21 protein-coding genes and 1 tRNA gene are annotated in these 21,844 nt (G+C 41.0%); 1 reads left to right on the top strand and 21 read right to left on the bottom strand.

Features of this window, described 5'->3' with window-relative positions; translation table 11 throughout:
* Nucleotides 1–425: 425 nt before the first annotated feature.
* A complete protein-coding gene (locus ACIRUQ_RS11870) occupies nucleotides 426–1,649 on the top strand; it encodes an IS256 family transposase (protein WP_370808086.1) in 1,224 nt (407 codons plus the stop codon).
* A gap of 240 nt (nucleotides 1,650–1,889) precedes the next feature.
* Here the strand turns inward: ACIRUQ_RS11870 and ACIRUQ_RS11875 are convergent, their stop codons facing one another.
* The 21 genes from ACIRUQ_RS11875 to ACIRUQ_RS11975 all read right to left on the bottom strand — a co-directional run bounded on the left by ACIRUQ_RS11875 (nucleotide 1,890) and on the right by ACIRUQ_RS11975 (nucleotide 21,678).
* Nucleotides 1,890–3,047 (bottom strand): FprA family A-type flavoprotein, encoded by a 1,158-nt coding sequence (locus ACIRUQ_RS11875; RefSeq protein WP_055289409.1) that lies wholly within the window; start codon nucleotides 3,045–3,047, stop codon nucleotides 1,890–1,892.
* 230 nt (nucleotides 3,048–3,277) lie between these two features.
* Nucleotides 3,278–4,315: a tRNA-dihydrouridine synthase gene (locus ACIRUQ_RS11880; RefSeq protein ID WP_055289251.1), complete on the bottom strand. Its 1,038-nt coding sequence runs from the start codon at nucleotides 4,313–4,315 to the stop codon at nucleotides 3,278–3,280.
* Between the two features lie 336 nt (nucleotides 4,316–4,651).
* Complete coding sequence (locus ACIRUQ_RS11885; RefSeq protein WP_242831188.1) at nucleotides 4,652–6,733, bottom strand: beta-galactosidase; 2,082 nt, start codon at nucleotides 6,731–6,733, stop codon at nucleotides 4,652–4,654.
* 142 nt (nucleotides 6,734–6,875) lie between these two features.
* A tRNA-Pro gene (locus ACIRUQ_RS11890) sits at nucleotides 6,876–6,949 on the bottom strand.
* Between the two features lie 114 nt (nucleotides 6,950–7,063).
* Nucleotides 7,064–8,143, bottom strand: a complete 1,080-nt coding sequence (locus tag ACIRUQ_RS11895) for an N-acetylmuramoyl-L-alanine amidase (protein WP_242853568.1) — start codon at nucleotides 8,141–8,143, stop codon at nucleotides 7,064–7,066.
* 13 nt (nucleotides 8,144–8,156) lie between these two features.
* Nucleotides 8,157–8,600, bottom strand: coding sequence for an Rrf2 family transcriptional regulator (locus ACIRUQ_RS11900; protein WP_022035059.1), 444 nt, complete (start codon nucleotides 8,598–8,600; stop codon nucleotides 8,157–8,159).
* A 139-nt stretch (nucleotides 8,601–8,739) separates the two neighbouring features.
* Nucleotides 8,740–9,993, bottom strand: a complete 1,254-nt coding sequence (locus tag ACIRUQ_RS11905) for a DUF6382 domain-containing protein (protein WP_021738610.1) — start codon at nucleotides 9,991–9,993, stop codon at nucleotides 8,740–8,742.
* Entirely contained in the window at nucleotides 9,983–10,267 is a 285-nt protein-coding gene (locus ACIRUQ_RS11910) for a hypothetical protein (protein ID WP_147597869.1), read from the bottom strand. Before ACIRUQ_RS11910 ends, ACIRUQ_RS11905 begins: the two co-directional genes overlap by 11 nt.
* A gap of 89 nt (nucleotides 10,268–10,356) precedes the next feature.
* Nucleotides 10,357–10,890 carry an A24 family peptidase gene (locus ACIRUQ_RS11915; RefSeq protein ID WP_021738608.1) on the bottom strand — a complete coding sequence of 178 codons (534 nt, stop codon included), beginning with the start codon at nucleotides 10,888–10,890 and terminating at the stop codon, nucleotides 10,357–10,359.
* Between the two features lie 8 nt (nucleotides 10,891–10,898).
* Entirely contained in the window at nucleotides 10,899–11,816 is a 918-nt protein-coding gene (locus tag ACIRUQ_RS11920; protein ID WP_044963002.1) for a TadE/TadG family type IV pilus assembly protein, read from the bottom strand.
* Between the two features lie 28 nt (nucleotides 11,817–11,844).
* The gene (locus ACIRUQ_RS11925) at nucleotides 11,845–13,320 is read right to left on the bottom strand and encodes a DUF5702 domain-containing protein (protein WP_021738606.1); all 1,476 of its coding nucleotides are present in this window, start codon (nucleotides 13,318–13,320) and stop codon (nucleotides 11,845–11,847) included.
* Entirely contained in the window at nucleotides 13,321–13,503 is a 183-nt protein-coding gene (locus ACIRUQ_RS11930) for a Flp1 family type IVb pilin (protein WP_021738605.1), read from the bottom strand.
* A 96-nt stretch (nucleotides 13,504–13,599) separates the two neighbouring features.
* Complete coding sequence (locus ACIRUQ_RS11935; RefSeq protein ID WP_021738604.1) at nucleotides 13,600–14,817, bottom strand: type II secretion system F family protein; 1,218 nt, start codon at nucleotides 14,815–14,817, stop codon at nucleotides 13,600–13,602.
* 15 nt (nucleotides 14,818–14,832) lie between these two features.
* A complete protein-coding gene (locus ACIRUQ_RS11940) occupies nucleotides 14,833–15,591 on the bottom strand; it encodes a type II secretion system F family protein (protein WP_070103936.1) in 759 nt (252 codons plus the stop codon).
* A complete protein-coding gene (locus ACIRUQ_RS11945) occupies nucleotides 15,554–15,994 on the bottom strand; it encodes an ATPase, T2SS/T4P/T4SS family (protein WP_082432671.1) in 441 nt (146 codons plus the stop codon). The genes ACIRUQ_RS11940 and ACIRUQ_RS11945 overlap by 38 nt, the downstream gene beginning before the upstream one ends.
* A gap of 139 nt (nucleotides 15,995–16,133) precedes the next feature.
* Nucleotides 16,134–16,430 (bottom strand): hypothetical protein, encoded by a 297-nt coding sequence (locus tag ACIRUQ_RS11950; RefSeq protein WP_055151996.1) that lies wholly within the window; start codon nucleotides 16,428–16,430, stop codon nucleotides 16,134–16,136.
* 108 nt (nucleotides 16,431–16,538) lie between these two features.
* Nucleotides 16,539–16,919, bottom strand: a complete 381-nt coding sequence (locus tag ACIRUQ_RS11955) for a TnpV protein (protein WP_055151993.1) — start codon at nucleotides 16,917–16,919, stop codon at nucleotides 16,539–16,541.
* Nucleotides 16,920–16,939: 20 nt separating this feature from the next.
* The gene (locus ACIRUQ_RS11960; RefSeq protein ID WP_055289257.1) at nucleotides 16,940–17,347 is read right to left on the bottom strand and encodes a DUF6262 family protein; all 408 of its coding nucleotides are present in this window, start codon (nucleotides 17,345–17,347) and stop codon (nucleotides 16,940–16,942) included.
* Nucleotides 17,331–18,839 (bottom strand): tyrosine-type recombinase/integrase, encoded by a 1,509-nt coding sequence (locus ACIRUQ_RS11965; RefSeq protein ID WP_242853569.1) that lies wholly within the window; start codon nucleotides 18,837–18,839, stop codon nucleotides 17,331–17,333. The genes ACIRUQ_RS11960 and ACIRUQ_RS11965 overlap by 17 nt, the downstream gene beginning before the upstream one ends.
* On the bottom strand, nucleotides 18,826–20,556 hold the full coding sequence (locus tag ACIRUQ_RS11970; RefSeq protein ID WP_055289261.1) for a site-specific integrase: 1,731 nt from the start codon (nucleotides 20,554–20,556) through the stop codon (nucleotides 18,826–18,828). Before ACIRUQ_RS11970 ends, ACIRUQ_RS11965 begins: the two co-directional genes overlap by 14 nt.
* An 18-nt stretch (nucleotides 20,557–20,574) precedes the next feature.
* Complete coding sequence (locus tag ACIRUQ_RS11975; protein ID WP_055289263.1) at nucleotides 20,575–21,678, bottom strand: tyrosine-type recombinase/integrase; 1,104 nt, start codon at nucleotides 21,676–21,678, stop codon at nucleotides 20,575–20,577.
* Between the last annotated feature and the right edge of the window lie 166 nt (nucleotides 21,679–21,844).

Below are 21,844 nucleotides of genomic sequence, written 5' to 3' on the forward strand. Positions count from 1 at the left end.
GTGAAGAATAACATACCTAATTGTAAATCTGCGCATGCAACACAATAGAGACTATGCTCTCAGCTTATATGCATGCGTGGCACGCAGTGCGTCGTGTGAATGGCTGATTATTTCACTGTGTAAATACAGAAAATGAAGCATCCTGTCAGGGAAAGCGATTAAGCAAACGACCGAGTTTCACGAGTTTTTGCGCGAGTGGGAACGACCTCTTTTTCAGGCGTGGGAACGAGCGCGATGAAAACGACGTGAAACGAGGGTAGTGAGCGTCTAGCGTCCTGACAGGATGCTTCGTTTTCGTATTAAAAATTAAATTTCGAGACTGTAATTAATTCTGTGTAAACTCTAAAAGAGCTATATACCCTCTTGGATTGATGTTAAAATAAATATCAATTCAGGAGGATTTTTTTATGGCACGAAGAAGAAAAATGGATCCAGAACGCAAAGCGTTCATCAACAGCTTGTTGGAACACTATCAACCAAAGGATGCTCAGGATATCCAGGACATGCTGAAAGACCTGTTAGGCGAAACACTGCAAGGTATGTTAGAAGCTGAAATGGATGATCACCTTGGATATTCCAAGTATGACTACAAGAACAAAGAGACAGACGATAGCCGTAATGGTTATAGTCCTAAAACTGTCACCTCTTCAATGGGAACGATTGATCTGGATATACCACGAGATCGAAAGGGAGATTTTGAACCGCAGATTGTGAAAAAGAATCAGACAGATATCTCAAACATTGAAGATCAGGTACTTTCTATGTATGCAAAAGGAATGACGACAAGAGATATCTCCGCTCATCTCAAAGATGTTTATGGTGTGGATGCATCCGCAGAAATGATATCACATATGACAGATCGAATCCTTCCTATCGCAAAAGAATGGCAAAACCGGCCGCTGGAAAGAAAATATGCCATTGTTTTTATGGATGCGGTACATTTCCATGTTCGGGAGGACAATCGAACGGTAAAAAAGGCAGTTTACGTTGCTATAGGTGTTAAACTGAACGGAAAACGTGAGGTCCTCGGCATGTGGGTAGGAGGAAATGAAAGTGCAAAATACTGGTTGTCCGTCCTCAACGAGATAAAAAACCGAGGTGTAGAGGATATCATGATCGTATCTGTGGATGGATTGACCGGATTCGGGGATGCGATCCATGCAGTATTCCCACAGGCGGAGATCCAAAGGTGTATTGTGCATCAGATTCGTTATTCTACAAAATTTATCTCTTACAAAGATTTAAAACCATTTATGGCGGATTTAAAGCTGGTTTACAAAGCTGATACAGAAGATCTTGCACTCACAGCCTTGGAAGATCTGGAAGAAAAATGGGGCAAAAAATACCCTGCTTCCATTGGATCCTGGAGAAATAACTGGACACAATTATCCACATATTTTAAATATCCATCTGAGATACGTAAATTAATATACACTACAAATTCCATCGAAAATTTTAACCGCCAGCTACGCAAGGTTACGAAATCCAAGACTATTTTTCCGACCGATGATGCACTTTTCAAGATGCTCTATCTGGCAATGATGGATGCCACAAAAAAATGGACCGGAAAGGCTTGGGACTGGGGTCTGACACTGGATCAGTTATGCATCTATTTTGGGGATCGGATCCAGCCAGAGGATATCGATTAAGCACAGATTCAATCGCATATCAAGGGTAAATAAACGCCCGATTTTCTCGGGCGCCCTTGACATGCAATAGAATCCATGCTACTAAATAAACAACAGGCTGAACAGCAAAGTATGCCATTCAGCCCATTACATTATATTTTTGTATTCTATAAATCTATGATTTTATCATCAATCTGAGAGGTTTACACAGAATAATTTACACTACCTAAATTTCAGCCAACAACAAGGCAAACAAGAATTTTATTTGCAGAGTTCTTCTGCCATAGCATCAAGTTCTTTCTCATTTTCTTCACTGAGAGAAGACATGATCTTCACAGAATGCTCAAGCCATGTAATGTTTTTGCTCTTCTCGAACATACCGGTCATTACGCGGGCAGCTGTCGGAGCCCAGGAACCATTCTCGATGAGACCAATCGTACGTTTCTGATAATTACGCTCGGTCAGATGCTCGATAAAAATCTTCATGAACGGGAATACATCTGCATTATAAGTTACACTTGCAAGAACCAGTTTTCCGTAACGGAATGCATCTTCTACTGCCTCTGCCATATCCTCACGGGCAAGATCACATACCACTACTTTCGGGCAGCCTTTTTCCTGCAATTTCTCAGCCAGAAGCTCTGCTGCTTTCTTTGTATTGCCATACACAGATGCATATGCGATCATAACACCTTCAGACTCCACACCATAAGAAGACCAGATATTATACTTCTCGATATAATGTCCAAGATTCTCTGTAAGAACCGGTCCATGTAATGGGCAGATAATCTGAATATCCAGTGTTGCAGCTACTTTCAGAAGATTCTGTACCTGTGCACCGTATTTTCCAACAATTCCGATATAATAACGACGTGCTTCGCAATCCCAATCTTCTTCCACATCCAATGCACCAAATTTTCCAAATCCATCTGCGGAAAACAGGACTTTATCTGAACTGTCGTATGTTACCATTACTTCCGGCCAGTGAACCATTGGAGCAAATACAAAAGTCAGCTCATGTTTTCCAAGATTTAATGTCTCACCATTTTTTACCTCTACGGTTTTTCCATCCAGCTCTAACCCATGGAAAAAGTTTTTCATCATGGTAAATGTCTTTGCATTGCCAACAATCTGGGCACTTGGATATTTTTCTGCAAACACCTGAATATTTGCTGCATGGTCCGGCTCCATATGCTGAACAATCAGATAATCCGGTGTTACACCATCCAGTGCTTTCTCGATATTCGCCAGCCACTCTTCTGCAAACCTGCCATCTACGGTATCCATAACCGCGATTTTTTCATCACGGATCACATAAGAATTGTATGCCATGCCATTCGGAACAATATACTGCCCCTCAAACAGATCCACGTCATGATCATTTACGCCTACATAAATAATGTCCTCTGTAATTTTCATTGTAATACACTCCATATATCTTGTTCTTTTCGAACCGCTCACGTTCATCTCAGGTTTGTTATTCACCGCCTGTATAATATAAACAGGATTTCTCTCATATCTGGTGTACATGATTAGTTCTCACTACTACGGGTTGCTCCTCACATTATAGCCACAAATACTACTCATGGCAACCTCTTTTGTTCCATTCACGCTTCCTATTTTTCTATGCCAAAACGATATACGTTGCTTCAGGCGTTCAACTCTAGTTCCGTAAAGAGTTGTCTGACCACCAGACGGTAATCTCTCAGATGCTGCGCCTTCCGGATCTTTTTCTCATATTTCTCTGAATTTTCAAAGGACCATGCCAAATAAAACCAAAGTTCTTTCATTTTAAACAATACATTTCGTTCCCCGGACATTTCCTGGGAATAGTCTGCCAGCAACCGTTCATGAAACTCCCACAAACGCTCTTTGGTAAGTGCCTGGGTGCCCCGGATTTCACCAAACAGCGCCGGGTTTGCCAACACACCTCGTCCAAGCATGACTGCGGATAACTGCTTTCCTTTACCGGATTCCAGCACAGTATTCCGGTTGCTTTCCGGAAAAGATGTCTTAACTGCTTCCGTCCTATTTTCTGCATGAGTGACAGTGGTAGTGAAAATCTGTGCCAGCTTTTGTTTGTACAAATCTTCGGTAAAAATATCTCCGTTGTAAACCACCGGATTTTTAGATATTTCCAGTGCCTTGAGAAAATATTCCATGCGCGGTTTGTTTTTATAATAATCTGTCTGTACCCTTGGATGAATGATCAGCTCCGTCACCGGAAACTTATTGTATATCTCCAGCAGATGTTCGAATTCATCCTCATCTTCCATCCCAAGCCTTGTTTTCAGGGAAAGACGAATATTGATCCTACCATATACTTCTTCCAGGAACTGTTCCAGGGCATCCGGTTTTGCCAGAAAACCTGCCCCCCGGTACTTTGTCACCACCGTCCGGGACGGGCAGCCCAGATTCAGATTCACTTCCTGATATCCGAGCTGTTCCAGCTCCTGCACTGCCTTCAGAAACACTTCTGCATTATTCGCCATAATCTGTGGAACCAGATAGATTCCTTCATTATGTTCCGGTGCAATGTCCTTATACTCCTTCGGACTGATATTCCGGTTCTGGTTCGGTGCCAGAAACGGCGAAAAATATTTATCTGCTTTTTCAAAATAATCTGCCTGTGCATTTCGGTAAATATATCCGCCGATCCCCTCCAGCGGTGCAAAATATAAATTCATGCTATCGTTTTTCCTCTGTTGTCATATTTTTTATGATGATGCCAGGGGCAAAAGCCTGAAACCACGATGTGCTTGCACAGGAGTGGTTTTATGGCTTAATGCCCCGCCCCGATATGAGCATAAAAGTGGAGCGTCAGCTTCACGATATGCGAATATTGGGTAGAATTGTGGGAGTACGAAGTACGGAACAATTCGTATGGCATCTTTTGACCCCGATATCTTATGATCGGAATGCTATATTCCATTTCAAGAATGCCGGAGGCTATATCAGATGGGAGTTGAATCCTGCCACTGATATAATCTTGTTGCTCACCACCTGCAGAGGTGGGAATCATCTCACATCTGATATACTTTTGTCTCATACGGTTCCAGTGTGATCATACCTTCACTGTATGATGTTGTATATAAATCAATCATACGTGTTTTCAATGTAATATCCTGTTTTTCACTGCTGTAATTCAGCACAAAAATGTATTTTGCATCATTTTTCTCACGAACAGCGATCTCACAGTCTGCCGGCAATTCGATCAATTCTTTCCACGGATCAATGATACCGGTATAAGTCAGAAATTCTGTTACGTTCTGACGGGTAAAGGTTCCGCCAAAATGCAGGGTATATCCCTGGTGTGTATTTGTGCGGATCAGTGCCGGACGGCCAGCATAATAGTTTGATGTGTATTTTGCAAGCACTTCCACATTCTCGCCGGCGGCGGCCAGAATATCATTAAAGATTCCGGTCTCGATTTCTTTACCATTCCAGTCCATAGATACCGGATCATCTGCCGGTCCCACAAATGTAAATTCTTTTACATCCGTATGGCTGACATTGGTCAGTAATCCCGGCATCGGTTCCATAACACAGTGACCATGTTTGTCTTTCTGTCCCGTCCGGGCACCGATGATGAGTTTTCCACCGGCCTTTACATACTCATTCAGCACTTTCGCACGTTTCTTGGTCAGGATCAGTGGATGCGGATAGATCAGAACCGGATATTTCTTCAGTTCTTCCACTTCCGTACTGTCTTTTAAATAAAATACATCCATCGGAGTGTGGCTGAGTTGAGCTGCCACAAAAATCTCTTTTTCGCTCTTTTTCATAAGGCGCTCATGCCATACATCCAGCTGCGCGTCCCACACATTATCATAATCTTTTACCAGTGCAAACGCAGCCTTATACTCTGCGCCGGTTACATTTTCAATGGCCTCTACCCGATGCCAGATACGGTTTACTTCTGCCAGCTTGCGGTTATAACGATTGTCGTAGTCCAGAATGCCATGCCAGTAAATTTCTGTTCCCACGGTAGCGGTACGCCAACGGAAAAAGCTGACATAATCAGCACCATGTGCGATGCTCTGCATTGTCCACAATGTCATCTGTCCCGGTTTTGGAGCCGGTGCTTCCATCCGTGTATTCCATCCGTTTGCGCCGGACTGCTGCTCCATAATGCCAAAATGCGGGCAGATGGAACGGACTTCCGTCAGATTTTTGCTCCATTTTCGATCATTGAGATCATCGGAATGTTTCGGGTCTTCGATCAGACAGTATGCAAAATTCGGATAGGAATCATATGTCAGCACATCCAGACACTCATCTTCCATCTTGTGATTGTCCACATTGCCAAAAATACCATTTGTTGTGATAAAATCCTCCGGCTTTTTATATTTGCGGATGATATCACTCTGCATCTTGCAGAAACGCAGTGTGCTATCGGAAATAAAACGATAGTAATCCAGTACCTGGTGCGGATTTGTGGAATCATGCACCGTTGTCCGTGGCACATAAATTTCTTTCCAGTTCGTGTAAGTCTGGTTCCATACAATAGTTCCCCAGGCCTCATTCAACGCATCCAGCGTTTTGTACTTTTTCTTCAGGAATTCGCGAAATGCAAGGGTATCACTCACAGAATAGAACTCATCCACTTCACAGTTTAACTCATTGTCAATCTGCCAGCCCACAATACATGGACGCTTTCCATAATGCTTTGCTACTTTTTTTACGATTCTTGCTGACAGTTCCTGATATATCGGAGAATTATAATTATAATGACGACGCATTCCATGATAAAATGGTGTACCATCCAGGCGGCAATTCAGCACTTCCGGATATTTCTCTGTCAGCCAGACCGGTGGTGTCGCAGTCGGCGTACCGAAGATGACTTTCATCTGTTCTTCTTCTGCCACATCCAGAAACTCATCAAAAAATTCGTACGTAAATTCCCCTTCGGCCGGCTCAATCTTATTCCATGCAAACTCCGCAATACGAACTGTAAAAATGCCATTTTCTTTCATCCGGCGAAGATCATCCCTCCAGAGGCTTTTGTCCCAGTGTTCCGGATAATAACAAGTACCCAATGAAAGTTTCTCCCATTTAAAATTCTGCTCCGCTCTCATAATAATAACGTCTCCTTTTTTATGCATTACAAATGTTTCCTGTACCCGCCTGTACCTTATTGTAACCATCACGGTCAGTTATTATCATAATAGCATTTCATTTTTTAGAATACAATAAAAAACCGGAACATCTGAATTTCTTCAAATGCTCCGGCGCCCCTGCCAAGAGTCGATGCGACAGGATTTGAACCTGCGACCTCTGCGTCCCGAACGCAGCGCTCTACCAAACTGAGCCACGCATCGATTTTTATTTTTCTTTCGTAGCACCGCCGCGCTACTTGACATATATTACAGGAAAAGGTGTTGTTTGTCAACACCTTTTTTCAACTTTTTTTATTTTCCTGTTTTCAACCGATTTTATCTTCCATAGTATGCATTGATTCCATGAAGTAAACCTTCTGCCTGTATGTTCAATGTTTCATCACTATGGTTGGAACATGCATTACCAAGTTCCATGTCAACGGATGGTATCGTACTATACGAAGTCTGTGTCAGATCAATGCTCATGCTTCCACCACCATTAATCTTGCAGCCCTGTGCACGCAGACCATCCACCAGAGATGCCCCCAGTGCATTATGCTGTGTCCAGTGGAACGCTACTGGTTCCATTCCTTTCACACCATCCGGTACTGAAATATAAAAGCTGCCTTTATCGTAATTCAGACCATCGCCATCCCAGTGTAATGAGATATGGCAATCTGCCACATTATTACAAATAACTGTTCTTGCCACATTATCCAACTGAACATCTGAGCCATCACGCACCATTAGTACATCATAACCTGCTGCCAGCAGTTTGTCTCTCAAAATCTGTGCCATGCGTAACGTCACACTACTCTCGGATGCACCATCCGCAAATGTCATTCCTCCGGAAACGGCAGTCGCTTTCGTGGCTCCTGCTGCTGTGCTGCCTCCGGTAGTTTTTGCAGAACCGTCCGGATGGCACAGTGTCTTTACACTGCTTCCCCCTGATGTCCCATGCCCCGCATTTACGCCAATCACGATGCCATTGCGGTTTTCGGATGCCTTATACATTACTGCACATCCGGAATGGATTGCTGAATGATCTGCATATTGCCAGCTGCTATCCAGATATATTTCCTGACGATCTGCATAATTTACGGTTCCACGTTCAACAGTCTGTGACTGTTCCGACTGTTGATTACCTTCTGGCTGCGTAACGTTCTGTTCTGGTTGCGGTTCCTCAGTGCCATCCTGTATCTGTTCCACTGCCCCTGTTATTTCTTCGTCATCCTGCGGCAATTCAGGTTCCGCTTCTGATAATTCTTCCGGCTCCTGCGCAGACACACTGCTTTCCGCTGACACAACATGACTCCCCTCTATCTGATGTTTTGCTGCTTCCTGCGATTTTCCACATGCCGACATAGAAAATACCAGAATGCCTGCACATGCCAATAATATAACCCTTCTCACCATACAAACATTTCTCCTATTTTTCCTGACATCCCGGACACTGTCTTGACATATGTTCATCAATCAACTGTTTTAACGATACACTGTCTACATAATCAGAAATCACTTTGTACATTCCTTCCCAAAATCCTACTGTAGCACAATCATGATATCGTTCACATTCATTTTCCGGTGTTTCCAGGCAGGCAATTGGAGCAAAACTGCCCTCAATCGCACGCAGGATTTCCCCTGCGGTATACTTATCTGCTTTTCTGCTGAGGCGATATCCCCCCTGCGCACCACGCACACTGCGTACCAGTCCTGCACGATGCAGCGGCGTTACAATCTGTTCCAGATATTTAATAGAAATATTCTGTCTTGCAGAGATATCCTTCAGCGAAATATACTTATCTTCTCCACCATTCACACCCAGGTCAACCATAAGACGTAAAGCGTATCTTCCTTTTGTTGATACTTTCATATTATTCCCTCCTTGTAACATCTATGAACTATGAAAAACTCTTTTTGCAAGTTTCTCCGCAATTCCTATATATAATATAGTATTTTAATATAATTTCACATTTGTTGCAAGGCAGGATTGACGGAAAATATTCAGAACATTACCTGACCATTTTGCTTTTTAACACAAATTCCTCCGTGGCAAAGATCAGGCGATCTCCTTCCTGTAATGGCATCCGGGTATTCATTGGAATCAGATGACCATTCAGATAAGTTCCATTTGTAGAATTATGATCCTCCAGAAAAAGTGTATCATTTTCCTGTAAAATTCGTGCATGCACGCGACTTACCGTCTGTGCAAGCAAAATTCCATCTACCAGACTGCTGTTTTTTCCAATTATATATGGAAATCTATCTAATACCAGATTCTTTTCTATCCCATCCCCCATGTATACCAATTCCCAGATGCTATGAAAAGAAGATTCTGAAAAGCAGACAGTTTCTCCGGCATTAAAATCCGGCATAGATTCTGCTACCACAGCTGTTGCTTCTTCTTTTTCCGGACCATAATAATCCATATCCAATGTATGTTTCTTTCTCTTTCCCCTTCGTAAAAAAGAAGAACGCCACCCAGTTTCCTGTTTTTCCCTGCCCTCTTTTGTTTCCTTACTTTCTGCTTTCCTTTTATCTGTTCCAGCCTCTTTTCTTTTTGTATCAGTAATCTGTTCCGATGTCAGATACTCTCTGTTCCAGTTTATATCCCCCTTCTTCCAAGCATTTGGATGATTCTCTCTCTGATTATTCTGAGAATCCACGGATATCATAAATCTCTCGTTTTTATCTAAGTTTGCATTACAAACTGCATCTGTCTGATTGGCATTTCCATATAAAATTTCCAGATAATCTTCCAGAACCGGTTCAGCCAATGCACAGATTTCATATATTCCATATGTCATGCGCACAGCTTCCTGATCTGTATGATTCAACCGCTGCATCAGTTCTTCAAATAGTTTGCGGATCCCCGGATAATCTCCGCAATGATATCCCGGGATATAACAAAACTGAATCCGATTTCCGGTTCGGTTGCGAAAAATCATTCCCATGGTATACGGAATATCCTTGTCATCCAACAGATATTCCTCCAACTCCATCTTCACACTACAGATACTTTCCAGTAACAGTTTTATCATTTCCCGATCCGCATCAGCTACTGAAAGTTCCTGTTCCAATGTTTTCATACCAGTCACATCAAACCAATATTCCACTTTGCCATCTGCCACAAGTACCTGCATGGGAACCAGATTTTTCAGATCATTCTGCAATACCATTTCCAATTCATAAGATTCAAATTCAAAATCTGCATCCTTTACAATCATATAACTGTTTTTCGCTGTCCGCAGATACTCAGTTTTCATACACATTATCCTCCTGCAATCCCGCTTTCTCTTTTATTTCTTCCGTTACCCGTTGTGCTAAAACTATCTTCCAAAACATCTTTGATGTATCTGGTTCTTCCACAGATATGATTCCCTGTGCTGCCTGATCTGTCTGCTGATAATACGTAATCGTCTTCTGTAACAAAAACATCAGCAGAAAAATCAGTATCGGATATAAAAGAGCCGCCTCTACTGTAATAGAAGCCCGATATATCCGAAAAGGTTCACGCTTCCGGCTTTGCGCTTTTTCCATTCTATTTCTTTCCTTTTTCATTCCCAGTTGTCTCATATCTTTCTATTTATTCCAGTCGAATGCATGTGATACTTGTTGCGCCTTTTCATTCATTTCAGGTACAACAGCACGACTTCTGCTGCCAACACAAAAGGAGCCAGCGCAACATGATCTGTTTTCTGATACTTTTTCAGCAATACTCCGAGCAGGCAATAAATGCCACTCAAAAACATTGCAATGCACAATATCGCCAGATTTTGTCTGCCCCCCAAAAACAGCCCTGTCACCACAAACATCCATCCGTCTCCTTCCCCAAGCCAATCCGGACTACATCTGGAAACTAAGATTACCATGCCACCCAACCCTGCTCCTGCCATCATACTCTGCACAGACATCGTATCTGCTGCCAGCGTATAGACCAGTCCTGCACACCCAAATATCCCTATTTTATGTACCGTCAATGCCTTATATCTATAATCTTCCCGGCTGCACAGATATAGAAATATCAGGCATAAAATTTCACTCACATCGTATTTTGTCATTTTATGTTCCTTTTTTACGCAGGGATTTACACTCCTGTTCACATCATTTTGGGCAAACAGATTTCTACCATACGCCTGCTCTACTTCTCTATTCTCTGACACTCACATCATTATTTTGCATAAGTTGTACACTTATTGCACGGATGACGGGAACCAGTTTCTGACCTGAAAATTTTTGACACACTCCTCTTTAACCTGTAACATCCCGGATTTTCATGATAAAATGTCCCATAATCAGTCACATAAACGTTACTGTTTTTATGTTTCACACAGCTGCACGGATAGTAAATACCACCGTCTTTATTACGCAATGATTTCACCCCTGCCTCCGATACACTTTTGACAGACAGATCCAGATAAGGGCAGCTCAAACTGACATGATATGCGGTTCCATATGGTGTAACAAAGACATACTCACTATCTCCTGTTCCACTGCCATGCTCTTTTCTCCCTGTCCATTTTTTACATACCACCTGGTGTTTCACCGGCAGATGCCCCCATTGCCCAAAAGAAACCGGCATACAGATCTGATAAGAAACACATGCAATTATTTCGTCTCCGGAGAAATTACTGTCCCGAAAAGATATTTCTGATATCATTCCGGAATTTTCTTCCTCTTTCCATCCCATTCCGCGTAATTCTTTCTGCACCAGATAACGCAGGCGTATATGTGAAACGATGTTTGTATCCGCCGGCACATCATCTGATATGTTTTCTTTATGCTCAATTTCAGTTACTTCTGCAGCCATGATTCTTGCAGCATTATGCAACGCCGCTGACATATAAAGTTCTCCCCTGAGTACTGAAAATAAGCTGCATAATACGATAGCTGCCAGAATAATCCACGGAGCCACAAAGGCTGCTTCCACTGTCAGACTTCCCGGGAGACGGGCATATTGCAATGCTTTTGCGCAGTTTACTGATTCAGACTTATCGCTGGAATTTGCTGGAGACTCATGCCGCGATTTTAGATAGATGCCAGAGAGAGATTTGTAATTTTTTTTATTCTGTTTTTTTGGCAAAAGCACTGCAATATACCCTCCTCCCATACAACTTTTACAATCCAAACAGGATCTGGGCCTGATTGCTGAAATAATAAGATGTCAGTCTTCCATTCCCGATCTGTACAAAACTCCAAAACAGAGGTACTGCCTCATACTCATAAGAACAGGTCATCCGGCTCACCATATTGTCCATTCGGACGTCAAGATTTTTTTCAATCAGGTTCATAGCCCGCATGGTTATTTTTTCTTCTGAAACCGTCCAGAGCAGAATCTGCAGATAACTTTCATATCCAAGCCCTTCTCTGGAAGTTTCATCAGCAGAAGCATTCAGACAATCACCAACATGCTCCAGGCTGGTGCGCCACTGCGCTTCTGTCTTTATCAGGGAAACATGTCCCCCATCCAGCAAAATACGCACATCACTGACAGATTCTGCATATGCCCATGCCGCAAGAATGGCATGTTTCACCGGTTCTGCCAGTTCTGGATTTCCCACTGCAGATGTAACCCCAAGTGCCAGTGTCAATGCTTCCTGACTTTTCTGTACATCTGTTTCCAGATATGCCAGATTTATTCCTTCCCGTATCAAAAGCAATCGCCGAACCACCACTTTCAGATTCGCCACATCCGACGTTTTTCCCCCGATCAGATATTCCATCTCATAATTCAGTTTTTTCTCATTCCCATTTCGTGTCACATTGAAAAAATGTCCCTGACAGTACAAATGAAATAACATCCGTTCCACAGAACCGGAAGATGCCTGTTCTGTCCAGTTTCCACTTTGCAGCTGCCTGCTGTCCACGGCCTCTGACCAGTCTGTCTCTTTTTCAGAAATCTTATTTCCATCCATCACAAGATCCAGTATCCCTTTCTTTTGTACCTTTTTCATCCAGATCAGTGGATCCTCCTGTAAACCCGACAGCTCTGGTTGGGACGGAAGCTCTGCCTCCGGCGGATTCTGCTCTCCCGGTAAAGTTCCACTGGCTTCCGATTTACTGCCATATTGTTCCAGGACATCTTCCACTTCCTGTTCCTGCCTGATTCCGCTTTGTTCCAACTGTTCTGTTTCTGCATTTGTAACCACCTTCCATATCAGATCTATACTGTCTCCGGCAATCGTCTTTTTTACCCAATCCGCCGCCTGATTTCGAAATGCCAGACCACCGCTATCCGTAGCCAGCTGATACTGTTCTACCGTAATGGCGCGACTATGCACCGGAAGGAAGAAGAAATTATTATGCGATACATTCACCGCCTGATTTTTCTCAACCATATCTTTTTGCAGTTGATATAAATCTGCAAATCTATCCACATCTGTTCCGCTCTGCTGCCAGAACAGCAAGTGATAATCCTTCCATAATTCCGGCTGATAAGATGCCCTGACCGCATCAGCAGCCTGACCTGTGCACAAATGGGCCTCTGCTTTCAGACAGCTTACCCTCGCAGCTTCCAGAAAAGCAAACAGCACAGATGCAAGAAGTACCAGCAATAATACAAAAAATACGGTAACACTTCCGTTCTTCCTCATTTATAACGTTCCCGCTTTATCATTAATGTTGCTGAATGCCTTATTAACCAGACTGGTCAACTGCTTCTTAAATATGAGGATAAGCCCCACGATCACGACCAGCACAAGGATGATTTCCACTACACCAACACCGGATTCTTCTTCACAAAATCGTTTCATTTCCTGCAACCATTCTTTTTTCATCTTGCATCTCCTCTCGTATAATAAACCCTTTCTTTCATTTCCATTTTCTTTCCGTCTTATATCAGTTTAAGAATGTTATCAACATTCTTCTGTTCATCAGAACTTATTTATTGCCGGATACAGCAGTATTATCAAAATCAGTACGAAAAGCAGCAACATTGGAAACAGTAGCTTCATCCCTGCTTCTTCACCCAGTTTTTTTGCCTGAAATTTTCTGTTTTCCCAGGCCTCCTGTGATTCCGCCGAAAGCAGATCACACAGATTTCTTGTTCCCTTTTCCAGATTTCTTGCCAGCAGAGAAGAAAGCCTGCGGTATTCTGTCATCCCGATCCGCTGTCCAAACCGCTCATATGCCTCTTTCTCACCACACCCTTTCTGCATCTCCTGATAAGTAATCTGCATCTCCGCCTGAAACAAATGAGTCTGACTTCCACGTACTTTCTGCATTCTCTCTTCCATCCACAAAATACGTTCCCATGCCCGGCGGATTGTCATTCCTGATCCAATCAGCAAAGCCAGCTGTTCCACCAGCTGAGGATATTCCCTTTGCAGCTTTCTCTGACGCAGCTTTTCTGCCTGCCGCTTCCTCTCTTTCTTTCTCCACTCCAATACAAAGACAACGCATGTTCCTACCAACAACACCGCCATCCACTCCTTTGACTTCGGTTTCATCCAGGAAATCGTACTGCCCGCAATCTGTTCCGGCAGCTGGACCTCAGGCGCTTTCCGACTGCTCTGTTCGGCCTTTTCTATCGCCCGGGCAACCTGTACCTGAAACCATGCCCGGCTTCCTTTGGGCGGCAGAATCACCTGCAGAGAGCGGATTTCTGTCTGTATATACTTCTGGCAGGTAAATGTCGCCTGCAATTCCACCAGAATCCCTTCATCCGGAACCGATTCCAGTGAAACGCTTCCATCCTCATGTAAAATATCATACTCGCTGCTCTCATAAGAAACCGTTACCATTCCATCCATCATTGTATCCGGTAGTTTCAGTGCTTCGTATATCGCTTTCTCTGAATCATTCTCTCCCAAATACTCCTGTTCCCAGAGTGATACTGCCTGTCTCACATATTCCTCCGTTTCCTGTTCGGAATATTCCTGCGGATGTATTTCCAATTCCAGTTCCTGCGTCACACCATCCCCGGTCTGACAGATAATCTGTTCCTGTCTGACACTTCCCCCAGGTTTTTCCCGGGTAAGAATTTCCGTATGGCTGTCTGCCGACTGTCGCAGCCACATCAGTACAGCAAGCAGTACAAATACAACTGCCGTCAAAATACTTTTTCTATGCTCCTTTAATATCCGATCCAAAATGCCCCCTTTTCTTCAGACTGGAATATCTACAATCTTCTCTGCCCAAAACAAAGCTCCCAGATATCCTGCCAGACATCCGCTCATCACCAGAACCCCAGCCGGATTTCCATACAACGCACCCGTATATTCCGGCGAGCTCACCGTCAGGAACCACAGCATCAGCGGTAACAGGAGCATCATCATTTTCTGTTCCGCACGCTTTGCAGCCACATTTGCTGTAATTTCCCGCAAAACCTCATGCTTCTCCTGCATGCGACACACGGTTCTGTGAATAATTTCTGTCATATTTCCTCCGCTTCGCTTTGCATACAATAAAATTTCTGCAAAATGATAAATTTCTTCGTTGTCACATCGCTCTGCCAATTCGTATAACAGCTGTTCCATCGGTTCATGCATGAAAAGTTTCTGATTCAGCTGTCGTAATTCCCTGCTGAAAATACCCTGTATCCCATACATCTGCTCCGTTTCCTGCTGGGCATATTTCCAGGCAGATTCCAGAGAATAACCGGCCATCAATGCACCGGAAACAGATTCCATTGCCGTCAAAAACTCCTTTTGTATCTGTACTTCTCTTCTGGCAGCCTCCCTTTTTTGGCGAAACTTCAGGCACAATGGTGCAAAAACAAAAAATGTGCACATGCCCCATACCGAACGATAAAAAAGAAATGCCGTGATCATGCTGATCCCAGCCGCTGCTGCCAGCGTCTGCACATATGCTTCAGAAACATATCTCCTACTTCTTTCTTTCGTCCTCCGTTTCCATTGTTCCATCCTGTACCGCCTGTCCGTCTTTTGTTTCAATACTTTCACTGACAAGTCCTTTTTCTTCCAGTTTTTTCCGGAACTGAAGGTCGCCTTCTTTCTTCCAGATACCATGTACATCCGCTCCTTTTCCTTCCGTTTCCGAAAACACAAACAACGGTTTCATCGCAATTTCCTCTTGATCCATTCCCAGAATTTCACTGATCTCAAGCACCTTCCTGGTTCCATCCCGCACCCTTCCAAGGTGCACCAGAATATCAATTGCAGAAGCAATCTGCCGTCGGATAGCAGCTATCGGAAGCTGCATGCTTCCCATCAACACCATCGTTTCCAGGCGCAGCAGCATGTCCCTGCTGCTATTTGCATGACCGGTGCTCAGACTTCCATCATGACCGGTATTCAGGCTCTTTATATGGACTCCCTATGTTCCCATCATGCAGAAATACAATAGCTTTACTTAATATACACTGTATATAACGTTATTATCTTGCCATTCCACAGTTGCAAAAAGAAAAGAGCGCCTTTCACAGCCCTCTTTCATATCGACTTTCTCATTCATTTGTCATACTCAACAGTTTTGCAACCAATGTCTCTAAACTTTTTCCCAAAAATGGGACAAAATCTGGTATTGCACCAAATGCCATCCCAATTATTATCATTCGACCACATTCTCTTGCAGATTCCAATGCAAATCCATAACTCAAAACACCTGTCAGAATAAATATAATTGATAAAAAGTAAAGCAAAATATTTCCCAATATCATCGGAATTTTTAATAACCAGTGAATCAATGTCATTACTGCAAGAATTAAATATAAAAACACTTTTATTATGTACTTAACCAACATTTTTAATCCCTCCCTTTTTTATCTTTCCGGACAGCAAGAATCTTGCTATCCGGACTTCCACTTTTTTGCTATCCGGGCTGCAAAATTCTTGCTATCCAATACAGTTCATTATCCTTTCGTGTATATCATTTCAGTCAAAATCATCTCTTCTGCATCATGACAAAGGGTATTCATCCTCCTTGTCCATTCCATGTTGTCTTGCCTTTTTAATTCCTCTGTAATTCCTTCTTTCTCCATCATCTGTTTTACTAATTGTTCTTCTCTATCCCTTGCTTCTGCATCAATCTGATTCAAATGCTCGACAAGTTTTCCTTGTAACAACAATATTTGATATTTTGCCTTTCTGTGTTCCTGTAAATAGCTTTTACGAAGCATCCCATATTTCCCATAAGTTGGTTCGATATCTGTAAGTGCCAATTCTGGCAAATAATAATCACCACATAACATATAAGTAAGTCCATTTTTCTCATCATAAATTTCGTTCTGCATAAAATATTCTCCTTTTCTTCCTATAATTGGTCGTACATCTTCAACAGTGTTCCCTTTTTTATTTGACTATATTTCACCTGTAATTCTTCATATTTTTTCTGAAGACTTTCATATTCGTTTTTCGGAACACTATCGGATAATTTCTGTTCTAAACTCTTAATCCGTGCTTCCTGTGCTTTTGCAATAGCATCACTTTTAGGATTTCGCAATATCATTCCCTGTTGTTTTTCCTTCAATTCCATCATGACCTGTTTCACATTCGGATTATTATAGAAAAAACCTCTAGAAAGTCCTGTTAGTTTTGTAAGTTCAGCAACTGAAATTTTTTTATTTTTTCTATACATTGTTTCAATAGCTGTTATTGCTGTTTCCGTCATTTCCGCACTTTTTTCTTTTGCCAGTGCTACCATTTTATCGTGTTTCTGCATTTTCCTTTTCCCTCCTGTATTGTGCTAATAATTCATTCATTTCATCTCGTACAGCCTTTGTATCCTCCGCTAATGCTTCGTTTCTTAACCGCCGATAATGTGGTATGGTTCGTGTATCCTTATGCCCCAACAGCCTTGCAATGCTATCATCATCTAATTTCATTTCTGTAAGTTTTACTCCAAAAGTATGTCTAAAACGATGTGTACGAAACTCAAAATAATTTCCATTATCATCCCTGATATCATTTTCATAAATCATGATATTTACATGATATTTCAGCATTGAATCTGTATACAATTTTCCATTATCTTGCAGAAAAATATATTCTGAATCTGGATGCTCCTTTTCTGAAACTTCTATTGCTTTTCTAATCAATTCTGCCAGCTGATCGCTAACTGGTCTTTTGTATTTCCTTGTTTTCTGCTGGATAATAGTTATAAAATAATGTCCAGATTTCTCAGATAAGCAATCCCTTCGCAAAGTCAACGTATCCTCTATTCTTGTACCGAGCATCTGATGTATTATTAAACATCTGCCTAACTGGGGCTTTAATTTTGTTAATGCACAATTAAATCTTCTGATTTCTGCATCTGAATACGCTTCTGGTAAAGCGTTGTCATATGCTCTGCAATCACTGGACAGAAAAAGGTTGCATATATTTCCTATTTCCAGTTCACGCCCTATTTCATCCAACAGATTATCCAAAACCGACAGCTCTGTCGTGTAACTGACTGATGTAAGACCGGTATCCGTTTTTATATAAACCAGATAATCTTCTATCATATCCCTGCTAATTTCTGTAAAGTGCTTTACTTCTGGGAATCGATCATACACGAAACTAGCAAACCGACGGAATCCACGCAATTCACCTTTTATACTACCCATTGCTTTTGTCTGGCAGTGGCTATACAATATTTTCTTTATTATCTCTTTAAATTCTTTCTGCCTGATCTCACGAAAATCTAATCTATATCTTCCACGAATCGGATTACTCCTTGGCACAATATCCAACTTTCTCATATCCCATACATCTTTTTCATTTTCTGGAATATCTGCTGTTTTACACTTCACAACATACTCATAATACATTTTCAGAAAAGAAATCTGAGCGCTACTTTGTTGCTCAACATTCCGCCTATCCGGTCTATTTCTTCTAACATACAGCGCCAATCCTTTTTTATATAAAAATGCTTTATAACTTCTCTCCAGTTCTTCCCATTTTTTATCAGTGATGCTGCTACAACTTGTACACTTCTCATTCAGAAATTCTTTCAACAGATCAAATCTGTAAATATCATTTACTACTGTTGATAATGACAAACGTCTACATCTATCATCGATATACCCATAAATCTCATCCTGCATCTTTTCATTATGAATCTCTGATATGTAGTACACCCTGTTTTCCTTCCATTTCAGTCCTGCCAACTGTTTTTCTGTAGCTTGTTGATAACAGTCATACGAAATCAAATTAATATTACCTTTCATCATCTTCTGCTCCTTTCAATTTAAATGACTGATTTTTAGAGAAATATTTATCTTCAGCCGATACAATACGTTCCGGCATGAAATCAATGTACTGTTTTGTCATATTCTCACTTGAATGTCCTAGATAATCTCGTACCCCTTGTATAGAAACCCCATTTCCGTACATTGAAGTTGCAAGGTTATGTCTGTAATCGTGTGCTCTAAAGATATAATCTCCGCAGGCAATCCCACGAACCTTACACTCCCGAATCATCTGATTTGAAAATGTCTGTCCATTAAATGCACCACCCTTTTTATTTTTGAATAAATACTCCCCATTTTTTATTCCGTACTTTTTTTCATAATCATTCACCAGTCCAACCAATAAACTGGGAACAGGAATGACTTTTTCTCTCCGCATTTTGCTTTGATATATGCGCATCCAATTCTCATTGCCTTGTGAATAAAAGGCTCCCGATTTTATTGTGCAAACCTCGCTTTTCCTAATTCCTGTGCAAAACAAAATCAAATACATCAACTGTAAATGCTCTGGGAATGCCGGCAGCTCCTTAATTAGATGAGCAATTGTTTTTTCTGGAACACTTCTTTCATTGTGTTCCGAAAAACCTTTTTTTAAAAATCGTTCCGGATAAAACTTCAACACTTCAATATTTTTCATTTTCAAAAACTGTAGAAATGTATGCATATGTGTGATATATCGGTTAAAAGTGGAATACTTAATATCGGACTCATCCAAAACAGACACATAATCCGCTATATCTTGCATCTCCAGTTCAGTTACTTTCTTACTCTGTCCATCCAGATATTTTAAAAATTGTGAAATAAAACTTATTGTATTTCGGATATTTGATAAAGACAGATCCGATATCCCGACCAAATATTTTGCGTATAATTGTAAATACCAACGATTTTCTTTTTCGTAAATATTAATAAATGAAAGGCTTTTAACAGGTGAACTGGCATTGATTCTCGATTTATCAAACTGAAACCTATCCATATACCAGATACACGCTTGCCAATTTGTCTCTGAATCTGTTAGAAATAACGTTCTTCTCGCAAACTCAACAATCTTAGAAGCCTGTTTTTTTATAATTTCCGACTCTTTGTTTAAATACAGATAAAATCTGTTTTCATCTGCCTGTTCCATTTCTTCAATATCATCTATTCCGTACTTATCGCAAAACCGTATAAGTGCTTTTAATGGTTCTAAAAAATATCTTCGATGTCTTTGTACCTTATCCATATTCAGAATTTCACACAGCAATATTTTTGTCTGTCGCACCAACTGTGATGAATGTATCCTCGTTAAGTCCCATAACAAATCATTCTTATCGACCACCTGACGAAAAGATTGTGCTTTCTTCTTATTGGGGACATACAGCAAAAACAATTTGTCTTGCTTAAAAAACTCCTGTTCTACAGAGAAGGGATTTCCTTGTGAATAGACATCCGGCATATTTTCTATTTTTAAACGATCAAATAAGCTCAGTAATTCCGCTTTATATTTTTCTGAAATATCCTCTTTTTCAAGAGAATCCATATACATTTTTCTCGTTTCATAGTTAATATCTGCAGTACACTGTATATCTGTATACTGGAAAAATTTGTATAACCGGTTATAGTATTTTGCTTCTCCATTCGTAACTAAAGATATTTCTTCCTTTAATTTCTCGGATATTTTTTCCTGATATAACTTCGGAACAATTTTTAATACTGCCAAGGTAATCCCTCCTTCCTTTTACAGAAAATCTGCAATTTGGTATAAATCTTCATTATTTGAGTAGTATTGATCTGTCGCTTCTATCAATCGTTCATTATTTTCACCCAAGTATTTAATGGTAGTTTCAACTTTCTTATGCCCCAGGGCAAAACGAATGTCATTCAAATCCCATCCTTCTTTTCTTCTTTCCTCCGCAAAATAGTGTCGGAGCTGATGCGGATGGGAATTGATATCCGTTTTTTGGGATAGCCTTTTCAACATGCTATACACAGAATCCGCATCTAATGGCTCTCCTTTGTTTTTTCCAGTCAATTTTGTAAATAAATACTCCGAGTTCATCAGACTTTTTCGGTTATCAGAAATGTACTTAACCAAGAACTCAAAAGTTGTATTACTTAACAAAGCCATTCTATATTCTGCATTTTTTGCTCTTGCCAAGTTGGTATTGGATTCACGATACCTTACCCGAACCGTTCTTCTTTCAAAATCAATATCTTCGGTATAATGGATTCCCAGAATTTCCCCTAATCTAAGACCGGTTTCTGCCATCATTGCTATCAGCAATCGATCTCTATCATTCGAACAGGCATTTATCAGCTCCTGTATTTCTTCGGATGTTATTTCTTCCAGATTAGGTTCTTCTTCTTTGAAGAAACCTTTAAACGAATTCACTGCATTTTGATGATTTACTCCCATACTGTCAAAATACGATACTTTTTTTACTCGTAAGACTTTAAGCATTGGCAAAACATCTTCCAGTGCCAAAAACTGGTAGTATCTGAAGACTGCACCAAGATACATATTGCAGGTCTTATTGCTCGTCTGTGTATTATGCTCAGTATGCTTTCCACTCTTAACCCAATACAAGAAATCAATAAAATGTTTATTCTGCTCTGAATAGGATAGCAATGTAATCTCATCCAATCCTATCGTTTGCTCCTGCAGATAATTGTAATAATATGAAAGTGCGAAGGCTGCGGATTTTACAGTATTCGGAGAAGCATTAATCTGATCCAGATGCTTCAAATACTTTGATGGAAGGATTTCAATTTCTTCAATATCAGAAATAATCAAAAAACGTGGTCTATTATCTTTCAAAACCGAAACAACCCTATATTTCAATCCACAGCCCTCCTTCCTTTCTTTTCGATTTGTTTGACTTCTTTGACTTCTTGATTTACATTATACGCAAAGATATCAAAATGTCAATTACGTTTTTGACTTCTTTGACTTTTAAAGGAATATCAATAAAGCATTTTTTGATTTCTTTATGTTTTAAATTGATTTT

Source organism: Eubacterium ramulus, assembly GCF_045002895.1.
In the GTDB taxonomy this organism is placed as follows: Bacteria; Bacillota; Clostridia; order Lachnospirales; family Lachnospiraceae; genus Eubacterium_I; species Eubacterium_I ramulus.